General features: G+C 74.2%; 6 protein-coding genes. 1 reads left to right on the top strand and 5 read right to left on the bottom strand.

Annotated features, from left to right (window positions below; translation table 11 throughout):
• The 5 genes from ABD785_RS32890 to ABD785_RS32870 form a co-directional block, all read right to left on the bottom strand.
• A partial coding sequence (locus tag ABD785_RS32890) for a DUF5682 family protein (protein WP_344836120.1) occupies positions 1–2,607 on the bottom strand: 2,607 nt, incomplete at its 3' end.
• A gap of 47 nt (positions 2,608–2,654) precedes the next feature.
• The gene (locus ABD785_RS32885) at positions 2,655–3,782 is read right to left on the bottom strand and encodes an ATP-binding protein (protein WP_344836117.1); all 1,128 of its coding nucleotides are present in this window, start codon (positions 3,780–3,782) and stop codon (positions 2,655–2,657) included.
• Positions 3,783–3,789: 7 nt separating this feature from the next.
• A complete protein-coding gene (locus ABD785_RS32880; protein WP_344836114.1) occupies positions 3,790–5,103 on the bottom strand; it encodes a vWA domain-containing protein in 1,314 nt (437 codons plus the stop codon).
• Positions 5,100–6,509 carry a hypothetical protein gene (locus ABD785_RS32875; protein ID WP_344836111.1) on the bottom strand — a complete coding sequence of 470 codons (1,410 nt, stop codon included), beginning with the start codon at positions 6,507–6,509 and terminating at the stop codon, positions 5,100–5,102. The genes ABD785_RS32880 and ABD785_RS32875 overlap by 4 nt, the downstream gene beginning before the upstream one ends.
• Positions 6,509–6,994, bottom strand: a complete 486-nt coding sequence (locus ABD785_RS32870) for a hypothetical protein (protein ID WP_344836108.1) — start codon at positions 6,992–6,994, stop codon at positions 6,509–6,511. The genes ABD785_RS32875 and ABD785_RS32870 overlap by 1 nt, the downstream gene beginning before the upstream one ends.
• A 123-nt stretch (positions 6,995–7,117) precedes the next feature.
• Here ABD785_RS32870 and ABD785_RS32865 point away from each other — a divergent pair, with 123 nt between their 5' ends.
• On the top strand, positions 7,118–11,257 hold the full coding sequence (locus ABD785_RS32865; RefSeq protein WP_344836106.1) for an nSTAND1 domain-containing NTPase: 4,140 nt from the start codon (positions 7,118–7,120) through the stop codon (positions 11,255–11,257).
• Positions 11,258–11,283 lie beyond the last annotated feature (26 nt).

Raw genomic sequence — 11,283 nt, 5'->3', positions numbered from 1 at the left:
GGGGGGGGGGGGGGGGGGGGGGGGGGGGGGGGGGGGGGGGGGGGGGGGGGGGGGGGGGGGGGGGGGGGGGGGGGGGGGGGGGGGGGGGGGGGGGGGGAGGGGGGGGGGGGGGGGGGGGGGGGGGGGGGGGGGGGGGGGGGGGGGGGGGGGGCGGAAGGTGGTGATGAGGGTGGGGAGCCAGGGGAGGAGGAGGGGGTCGGGGAGGGTGGTGAAGGCCTTGGTGAGGAGCTCGACCAGGGTGGGGGCCAGGGTGGGGGTGGGGTCCAGGGCGTGGATGAAGCCGGTCAGGTAGTGGGGGAAGGAGGGGAGGACCAGGGGGTTGGCCAGGAGCTCGTCGCAGCGGGTGCGGAGGGCCTCGCGGGACAGGAGGCCCAGATGGGTCTGGGCCGACCAGAGGAGGGCGGTCTTCGCCGGGGTCTCGGGGTGGGACTGGGTGACCGCCAGTTCGAGCTGGGTGTGGTCGCAGCCCAGGGACAGGGCGAGGCTCTCCAGGGTGAACAGGAAGCCGAGCATGGCCGCGACCTGGCGGACGCCCGTCTGGTCGTCGGTGAAGGCCGTCGGCAGCAGCGTGCAGTAGTGGGCGTAGCCCGCGCGGACGAAGGACCGGCACCAGGCGGGGAGCTCGGGCTCGGACGCCCGGTAGTGGGACAGGAGCCGGCGGATGCGCCGCAGGACCTCGGGGGCGTCGTCGACCGTGCGTTCCGCCGACAGGAGCTCGACCGCCCGGGCGCCCAGCTCCTCGGTGAAGCGGGGGCTGCGCAGGAACAGCAGCGACTCCTCGACGGCCTCCAGAGCCGTCGCCGCCGTCGCCTTCGGACCATGGACGGCCCGCCGCAGCCGCTGCTCCAGCACCTGCTCGACCGTCACGCCCTCGTAGCCGAGCTCGACCAGGAACCGCTGGTTGCGGCCCAGCGCCAGATCCCAGCTCTCCTGGAAGGACCGCTCACCGAGCCGCCGCGAACCCATGATCGGCCGGACGGCGTCCTCGGGCAGGAGCCGCCTCAGGATCCACAGCAGATGGGAGCAGGCCTCCAGATCGGGACGCCCGCCGAAGTCCAGCAGCGCCCGCTGGACGGTCCGCCGCTCCAGATCGAGCCCCAGCGGAGCCAGCCGGTCGAGGACGTCCCGCGCCAGCGGTGGCAGCGCCTCGTACCCGACCCGCCCGATCCGGTCGCCGCCGAGCAGGATCTCGCACAGCCTGCGGACGTCCCGCCGCCCGGGCACGACGTCCTTCTCGATGCAGGTGACCGCCGCGTCCTGGAAATCGTAGGGGGTGGGCCTGACCCGGCCGCGCATCCCCGCGAGCAGCACCGACGTCTCGAACACCGCGATCGCGTCCGCGGTGCTGGCCAGATAGCCGTTCCTGCGGGCCAGCCGCACGATGTCCACGCACCAGCCGAGCAGTTCCCCCTCGTCGAGCGCCCCGGGCACGGCGGCCGTCCCGAGGAAGGCCGACAGCCGGTCTCCGGCCACCGGGTCCCCCGAGCCGGACGCCTTCCGCGGCGAGGGCGCGGCGCGCTTGCGGGCCCTCCGCTGCCCTTCCAGGACAAAAGGGGTGAGCCGGGCTCCCGTGACGGCCTTCCTCCACGTGGCGGAGGCGACCGACACCGACCCCGGGGCCAGGCCGAACTGCGCCTCGATGGCCGAGTGGCTGGAGGGGATCAGCCCGTAGAGCCACTTCGTCGCCGTGCGCGGCGTGATCTCGTAGGGCGCGGTGGAGCGCAGCCCGAACTGCTCGACCCGGCTCGCGGCGTGCGCGGCCCCGCAGACGTAGAGGCAGTCGGCGGGATCGGCCCCCGAGGCCGCGAGATGCTCGCGGATCCGGGTCCACATGTACCGTTCGCGCTCCTCGTCGAGCGCGAGCCGGTCGGGGCCGAGCCGCCGGAACAGGCTCCCGATGAGCACCATGACCTGCCGGTAGGTGGCGTAGTCCGCACCGGCCAGGGGCTGCTCGACGTACTGGTCCCACCACTCCGACCAGTGCCGCACCTTGCCGTGGCGCAGCAGATGCTCCTCGAGCTCGGCGAAACGCGGCCGCAGCTCACCGAGCTCGACGCCGACCGCGTCACCGTGCAGCGCCTCCTCGTCGGCGGGCGTGCCGGCGGTCTCGCCGCCGGGGCGGGGCGGCTCGCCGCGCGGCCCCCACTGGAAGACGTGGTCGGTCGAGCGGTCCACCAGCACCAGCTCGACGCCCGGCGTGTCCAGCGCGTAGGCGATCGCCTGGTACTCCGCCGACGCCTCGGTGATCGGCGCGATGACGCTCAGCGGCGCCCAGGTCTCGGGGAACCCGTCGATCTCGCTCGCGAAGGCCTGCACCGCGACCGGCAGCACGCACTTGCGCAGCTCCCCGAGCAGCGGCCGCATGTCCTCGCAGAGCTCGAGGTAGATGACCTTCGGCGCGGTCTCGCGCAGCCGCCGCACCATCGCCAGCGCGGACGCGGGCGAGTGATGGCACACCGGGAAGATCTCCAGCTCCTCGCCCAGCGCCCGGTCGACGTCGTCGACGAGCCCCGCGAGGATCTCGGCGACCGACCCCCCGCCGAACTCCTCAGCCGCCTCCAGAAGCTGCCCCCGCAGCGCCCCGAACCCCTCGGCGATCTCGGTCACACCCGTCCCTCTCTGCTGAGCCTGGTCTTCGACGGCCGGTGGAGGCGTCACGAGAGGGCGGCGAGGGCTCGGCGGCCGCCTTCCAGGAACTCCTGCAAGGGGGTGTCGGAGGGGTTCTCCTGGGTGCGGGGCTCGACGACCCCGTGCCAGAACTTGTTGAGGATCGCGAGGTCCTCGGGGGCACGCCGGGCCAGCGAGCCGACCAGCGACGCCGCGAGGGTGGAGGCCCGCAGCTCACGGTCGCCGAAGAACTGGCTGTGCAGGATCGCGTCCTCCAGCACGCCGATCTGCTCGGCGGTCGAGAGCGCCGACTCGAGCTTCTCGTCGTCGCTGGTGGCCGAGTCCGCGGCGGCCCGCAGGTCGGCGAAGCTCTGCAGCAGGATGTCGAGGAGCGTGGGCGGGACCTCGAGCTCGATCCGGTACCGGCGCAGCAGCTCGGAGGTCCGGAACCGGACGATCTCCGCCTCGCTCCGCTTGTTCGTGACGACAGGGATGCGGACGAAGTTGAACCGCCGCTTCAGCGCCGACGACAGGTCGTTGACGCCCCGGTCCCGGCTGTTGGCCGTCGCGATGATCGAGAATCCGGGCCGGGCGAACACGATGTTGTCGTCGTCGAGCTCGGGGATCGACACGTACTTCTCCGACAGGATCGAGATCAGCGCGTCCTGGACGTCGCTGGTCGACCGGGTCAGCTCCTCGAACCTGCCGATGACGCCGCGCTCCATCGCCGTCATGATCGGCGAGGGGATCATCGACTCGCGCGACTGCCCCTTCGCGATCACCTGGGAGACGTTCCAGGAGTACTTGATGTGGTCCTCGGTGGTGCCCGCCGTCCCCTGGACGACCAGGGTCGAGTTCCGTGAGATCGCCGCCGACAGCAGCTCGGCCAGCCAGCTCTTCCCGGTGCCGGGGTCGCCGATCAGCAGCAGCCCGCGGTCGGAGGCGAGCGTGACGATGCTCCGCTCGACGAACGTGCGGTCGCCGAACCACTTCTGCGGGATCTCGCGTTCGAGACCGTCGGCCCGCTCGGAGCCGAGGACGAACAGCCGCACCATCTTCGGGCTCAGCCGCCACGAGAACGGCTTGGGCCCGTCGTCGACCGACTCGAGCCAGTCGAGCTCGTCGGCGTACTTCACCTCGGCCGGAGCGCGGAGGCTCTCGTTCTGCTCGGTCATGGGTCTCCTATCCGAGGAAGTTCTTCAGCTCGACCACGAGCTTCTTGATGTGCCCTGAGATCACCGGGGTGCCGAGCGCCTTGAACCGCTGCCGGAACCACGGGTTGACGCTCTGGTGCCCGGAGCTGTTGACCGACCCGACGGGGATGAACCGCACCCCGGACCGGTGGACGGCCTCGATGCCCTCGAACAGCGGCTGCGACCGGTCGAACTCGTAGAAGTCCGAGATCCACACCATGACGGTGTTCCGCGGATCGACGATCTTCGGCCGGGCCATCGCCATCGCGACGGGCCCGTCGTTGCCGCCGCCGAGCTTGGTGCGCAGCAGCACCTCGAACGGGTCGTTCACCCAGGGGGTGAGGTCGAGGGCCCGGGTGTCGTAGGCGATCAGATGAACGTCGACCTTCGGCAGCCCCGCGAAGATCGACGCGAGGATCGTGCAGTTGACCATGGAGTCGACCATCGATCCCGACTGGTCCACGACCACGATCATCCGGGCGGGCGTGGTGCGCTTGGCGGTGTGCCGGTAGAACAGCCGGTCGACGTACAGCCGCTCGTCCTCCGGGCTCCAGTTGGTGAGGTTCTTCCAGATGGTCCGGTCGAGATCGAGGTTGCGGAACACCCGCTTGGGCGGCACGGACCGGTCGACCGTGCCGGCGCTGGTCTGCGCGACCTGGGTGCGCAGCACCCGCCCGACCTCCTCGACATGGCGCCGGATCAGGGACTTGGCGTTGGCGAGCGCGACGCCCGACAGGTTCGCCTTGTCGCGCAGGAGCTGCTCGATCAGCGACATGCTCGGGGTCAGCTTGGCCGCGAGCCGGGGATCGGCCAGCACCTCGCGCAGCCGCATCCGGCTCACGAGGTCGGCCTCGACCTCGCCCAGCATCCCGCCGACGCCGCCCGCCGCGCCGAAGCCGCCGGGCGCCGGGGAACCGCCGCCGCACAGGGCCCGCTTCAGGCGTTCGGCGTCCCGCTGCCAGCGGGCGAGCTGCCCGGCGCTGACATCGCCCGTCCCGGTCTGGAAGACGTTGATCAGCAGCTTGGACACCAGGGCGGCCCGCCGCACCCGCAGCGCGGGATCGTCGTCCCCGACGGCCGTCAGGGCGTCGAACTCGGCCTCCAGCTCGGGGAACCGCTGGAGGAGGTCGTCGGTCGAGGTCCAGGGGTCGATGAGCGCGGACGGCAGCCCGATGTCGTCGGCGATCGCCACGCTCACGGTCTCCAGCGACGCCTGCTCCTCGGCGTCGAACAGCCGGGACAGCAGCCGCCAGTACAGGAGCGGGCGCCGGTTCCCGTCGCGTGTCTCCAGGGTCTCGCTCATGCGCGCAGCAGCCTTCCCGCGCGTTCCCGCAGCACGGCCACGGCGTCTCCGGCCTTGGCCTCGGCCTTCACGGCCTTCGGATCGGACGGCCCGAGCGCCCAGTCGCCGGTGTGCGCCTCGACCTCCCCGCGCCCCGCCTTCCCCCGGACGGCCAGCGGCTGGACGGTCCAGCTCCCGCCGTCCCACCGGAGCAGCGCCACACACGCGGTCGAGCCCGCCACCAGATCGGCGGTCAGCGGCCCCGCGGACGGCAGCCGCCCGAGATCGACCCCGATCGCCGCCCCGTCGACGACCAGGGAGATCCCCGAAGAGTCCCGCTCGACCGCGTACTCCTCCAGCAGGACGGGTTCGCCGAGCCGCACCGGATGGCGTTCCAGCGGCGGAGCGGCAGGGGCCACGGCCCCGTCCAGCAGCACACGGGCCGTCGTGAACGGATCCGCCACCTCGCCGAGCGCGGCGGCCTCGTCCCGCCACAGGAGGTCTCCGCCCGGCAGCAGCACCAGATCGGTCACCTCCAGCACCCGGCGCTCGGCCAGCCCGCGCATCAGGACCCGCTGCCCGTCGAACAGCCGCCAGACCGCGGTCCCGACGATGGTGTCGACCTTCGCGGCCACGACCGAGACCCGCACCAGCCGGGCCCCCGCCGCGTTCTCCAGCACGGCGTGCACCTGCACCTGGACGGCCGTGGCGTGCTCGTGCACGTCGGCGCCGAGCACCATCAGCCGCCCGGAGACGCTCTCCCCGCCCGCCGCCGCGCCGCCCCCGTGGGCCAGCAGCATCCCGCGGGTCCACAGGTCGGCCCACCGCCGCACCGGCACCCCGTCCATGGCCGACACCGGGCTGGACGCCCGCAGCTCCGCGGCCAGCCCGTCCAGCAGCACGGCCAGCCGCCGCAGCCCCGGTTCGGCCCACACCCGCGCGACGGTCTGATCGGCTCCGGCGACGAGATCATGATCGACTCCCCGCCAGCCGGAGATCGCCAGTTCCCCCAGCCACGACCGGCACCCGGCCAGCACGTTGCCGAACTCCTCCCGACCCGCGGCCTCCCCGCCCTCGGCCTCACCGTCCTCCCAGGCGGAGCGCTCCCGCCCGGCCGCGGTGTCGAACCGGTCGAGCAGCGCGTCATGGACGGCCCCGAGCAGGGCGGCCCGGCCCGCGGCGAGCAGCGTGAGCCGCTCCTCGGACGGGCCGCCCGCACAGATCTTCGCGACGGCGTCGGCGACGGGCCCGCCGAGGGACGACCCCGCCAGCACCCCCGCCAGGGCCTCCAGCGCCGCCACCCGGTCGGGACCGAGCCGCGCCAGCCCGTGCACGAGCGCCCGGTCGAGCCCGTCGACGATCTCCAGCGCCTCGGCGATCCCGTCGGGCCCGGAGGCGAGCAGGCCGGCCAGCCGCGCGCCCCGCATCAGACCACCGCCCCGGCGGGGAACCAGTGCATCTCCGCCACGGGCCCGGCCGTGACCGGCAGCTCCAGATAGGCGAGATGCCGCAGGAACCGGCTGAACACCATGGCCGCGGGCGCCGGGCTCCGCGTGCCGTGCATCCGCCCGAGGAGATCGTCGCCCTCGGCCGCGTCGACGCGCAGGTACCGGGCCACCCGGTCGAACCCGTACTGGAGCACGGCCTCGCCGACGAGCGATCCGAGGTGCTTGCACGGCCGCCCCCCGGTCAGCCCGCCGCACGGCCGGTTGTTGTTGGTGCTGCAACTGAAATCATGGCTGCCCGCGGCGATCGACGACACGTACACCCGAGCGAGGTCGGACCCGCTGGAGACGACCCCCTGGAGCCTGCCCTCGGCGAGTTCCACGAAGGGCACCTTGGCGAGCTTCCGGGGGAGGACCGGAGGCACCACAGGCGGCGCGCTGCGCCGCTCCCGAGCCGTGATATCCATGCCCCAGAAGCTATCCATCGCCTCTGACAGAACTCAGGTCCCGCAGGTCACACGGTCGGGCTGGCCGAATCCGGACACGTCCGCGGCTGGACGTCCATGATCGGGGCGGAGAGTCTGATCGCCGTGGAATTCCGGGTGCTGGGGACGCTGCAGGTCATCGACGGGGACGGGCCGGTCTCCATCGGCAACGCCCACAAGTGCCGGCTGGTGCTGGCGGCGCTGCTGGCCAGGGCGGACCGTCCGGCGCCGTCCGGCTGGCTGGTCGAGGCGGTCTGGGGCGACGATCCGCCGATGTCGGCCCAGCGCAACCTCCAGCTCTACCTGCACCGGCTCCGGCGGACCCTCGGAACGGAGACGATCAGCCGTGCGCCCGGCGGCTACACGGCCCTGACCGGCGGCGACCTGGACGCCCTGCGCTTCGAGCGGCTGGCGGCCGAGGCCCGCCGCGAGCCCGACGACGCGGAGGCCTCGGAGCTGCTCAGGAGGGCGCTCGCCGAGTGGCGCGGCGTGGCCTTCGCCGAGTTCACCGACAGCGCGATCCTCGTCGACGAGGCCGCCAGGCTCGAACAGCTCAGGCTGGCCTCCTACGAGAGCCTGGCCGAGGCGGGACTCAGGCTCGGCCGGACGGGCCCGATGATCCCCGAACTGGGCCGGCTCGTCCGCGAGCACCCCTACCGCGAGGGGACCGCCGGGCTGTACATGGCGGCGCTCTACCGCGACGGCCGTCAGGCCGAGGCCCTCGAGGTCTTCCGGACGGTCCGCGCCCGCCTCGCCGAGGAACTGGGCGTCGACCCCGGACCGCAGCTCACCCGCGTGCACGAGGCGATCCTCAACTCCGAGGAGGTCGACCTGTGGCCGCCGCCGGCCCGGCGCGTCACCCTGCCGCAGGGCGGCGGCCCCTACCTGGGCCTGGCGACCTACCAGCCGGAGGACAGCACCCGGTTCTTCGGCCGGGAGCGGCTGACCGGCCGGCTCGCCGAGCTGGTGGGCACGCTGCCCCTGGTGGGCGTGTTCGGCGCCTCGGGCAGCGGCAAGTCCTCCCTGATCAGGGCGGGGCTGATCGCCCGGCTCGCCCGCGAGGACGGCCGCTGGACCCCGGTCCTGTTCACCCCGGCGGAACGGCCGCTGACCGCCCTGGCGGCGGCCGTCCAGGACCTCACGGGGGAGAGCCCCGACCGGCTGGCCAAGGAGATCCTGGAGGATCCGGGCGCGCTCGCCGCGGCGCTGCCCGACGGCGGCCCCCGCGTCCTGCTCGTGGCCGACCAGTTCGAGGAGGCCTACACCCTCTGCGCGGACGACGCCGAACGCGGCGCCTTCATCGACGCCCTCCTGGCGGCCCGCGGCAAGGCCACGATCGTCCTCGGCGTCAGGGCCGACTTCCTGGCCCGGGTCAGCGAGCACGCGGGCCTGGTCGAGGCCCTCGACGGCGCCCAGCTGATCGTCGGCCCGCCGGCCGCCGCCGAACTGCGCGCCATCGCGACGGGACCGGCGGAACGGGCGGGACTCACCCTCGAACCGGCGCTGCTCGCGGCCGTCGTCGCCGATGCCGGAGGAGGTCCGGGGGCGCTCCCGCTGGTCTCGCACGCCCTGCTGGAGACCTGGCGCGGGAGCCGGGGCCGCGAGCTCTCCCTGGCGGCCTACCTGGCGGCGAAGGGGGTCCACGGAGCGGTCGCCGAGACCGCCGAGCGGGTCTACGGCGAGCTCGACCCCGCCGACCAGGGGACGGTCCGGCAGATCTTCCTGCGGCTGACCGCGCTCGGCGACGGCACCGAGGACACCCGCAGGCCCATCTCCCGGGCCGAGCTGACCGGGCTGGCCGCCGCGCACGTCCTGACCGCGATCCTCGACCGGCTGGCCGCCGAGCACCTGGTCGTCCTCGGGGACGATCGCGTCGAACTGGGCCACGAGGCGCTGATCAGGGCCTGGCCCCGGCTGCGCGGCTGGCTCGGCGAGGACCGCGCCGAGCTCGAGGTGCACCGGCGGCTCACCCAGGCGGCGCGGAACTGGGAACTGCTCGGCCGGGACGCCGGAGCCCTCTACCGGGGGGCGCCTCTGCACGCCGCGCTCCGCTGGGCGGCCGAGCGTCCGGGCGAGCTGAACCGGGCCGAGCGGACCTTCCTGCAGACGGCCAGGGCCGCCGAGGCCACCGAGATCCGGACGGTCCGGCGGCAGAACCGGCGGCTGACCCGGCTGCTGGCGGTCGGGGCGGCGGTGCTGCTGCTGGCGGTGGCCGCCGGGGCCGTCGCCCTCGACCAGAGGTCGGAGGCGGCGCACCGGCAGAAGGTGGAGCGCGCCCACCAGCTCGCGCTGACCGCCCGCGCCCTGCTGGAGACCGATCCGGACCGGGCGGGCCTGCTGGCCGTCGAGGCGCGGCGGCTGTTCCCCGACGCCGAGACCGGCGGCGCGCTGATCAGCGCCGCGTCGGCCGCGCAGCGCTCCACGACCCTGCGCACCGGCAGCCGGTCGATCTGGTCGTGCGCGTTCAGCCCGGACGGCACCCGGCTGGCCGTCTCCGACAGCGACGGCGACGTCTCGGTCTGGGACACCGCCACCGCGCGACGCGTGGCCCTGTTCACCGACCACCGCGACCACATGGCCGCGGGCGAGGCGACCTACGCCCGGGCCCTCGCGTTCAGCCGCGACGGCCGCCTGCTCGCGGGCGTCGCCCGGGTCCCGAGCGCGGGCGTCGCCCGGGGCTCCGTCGCGGTCTGGGACCTGACGGCCGGCCGGGCCGCGCACTTCCGGTCGCTCCCGGCCGTCGGCGGCGGGATGACCCTGAGCCCCGACGGCCGGATCCTCGCCTACACGACCGGCCAGGGCGAGATCACCCTGCTCGACTGGAAGCCCGGCACGACCCGCACGATCACCTACCGGAACGGCGGGGCGCCCGGCTCACTGGCCTTCTCCGGCGACGGCCGCCTCCTGGTCTCGGCCGACGGCGACGGCGGCCCCCGGATCTGGAACGCCGCGACCCTGAGGCCGGCCGGGCGGATCGACATGCCGGGCGCCCAGAACATCCGCTTCGACACCGGCGGCCGCTGGCTCGCGACCGAGAACGAGAAGACCGGCGTCCGGCTCTGGGAACTGGCCGGGGGAAGGTTCAGCCCGCGCACGTCGCTGCCCCGGGAGGACCCCTACCGGTGGGCGACCTCGGCGCCGTCGGCGGACCGGCGCCTGGCCATCGCCGACGAGAACGGCCTGGTGACCCTCTGGGACGGCACCGGGCCCGTCCGCTCCTTCCAGGACAGGGGGCGCGCCGAGACGACCTCGGTCGCCCTCAGCTCCGACGGCTCCTGGCTGGCCTCCTCGGGCCTGGGCGGCACCGTGATCCTGCGCCGGCTGGGATCGGCCTTCCGCTGGCACAGCGGCGAGATCACCGACCTCGACGCCTCCCCGGACGGCCGGACGATCGCCTCCTCCAGCGCCGACGGCTCCGCCGCCCTCTGGGACGCCTCCGGCACCCTGATCAGGACGTTCCCCGGCCACCGTGACCGGGTGGAAGCCCTGGCGTTCGCCCCCGACGGCGCCCACCTGGCGACCGTGACCCGCGACCACGCCCTGTCGTTCTGGCCGACCGGCCCCGGCCCGAGACTCTGGGAGCGCCCCTACCCGGGCTTCGGCACCTCGACCGACGTGGCGTTCCAGCCCGCCGGATCCCTGCTCATGACGGCCGCGATGGGCCGCCACCGCTGGTCGGTGGCCGACCCGGGCCATCCGGAGCCGAGCCCCCTCACCGACTCCCTCGCCCTCATCACCGGGCTGTCCTACAGCCCCGACGGCCGCGTGCTCGCCACCGCGAGCCCGACCGGCGGCCTCAGCCTCTGGGACGCCGTCACCGACACCCGGCTCCGGACGATCGTCACCGGCCAGGGCACCGTGGCCGACGTCGCCTTCGCCCCCGGCGGCGGGGAGATCGCCACCGCGGGCGCCGACCTCACCGTGCGGCTGTGGAACCCCGGTACCGGAGCAGGGACCGCGGTCCTGCGGGGCCACACCGCGCCGGTCCAGGCGGTGGCGTTCAGCCGGGACGGCCGCCTGCTCGCCTCCGCCGGGCACGACAGCACGATCATCGTCTGGGACCTGTCCACCCGGCGGCAGGTCCTCCGGCTCACCGGCCACCAGGGACGGGTCCAGGCCCTGGCCTTCACCGGCTCGGGCGACCTGGTCTCCGGCGGAGCCGACCGCCGCATCATCCGCTGGCGGCTCGATCCCGAGGCGGCCGCCACGGCCGTCTGCGCCGGGATCTCCTGCCCGAAACCCTGATCTGACTGCGGATATACGGCCCGTAT

The organism is Actinocorallia longicatena (assembly GCF_039534125.1).
Taxonomy (GTDB): Bacteria; Actinomycetota; Actinomycetes; order Streptosporangiales; family Streptosporangiaceae; genus Actinocorallia; species Actinocorallia longicatena.
The sequence above is the reverse complement of the archived record's forward strand: the minus strand, read 5'-3'. Positions and strand labels throughout refer to the sequence as shown.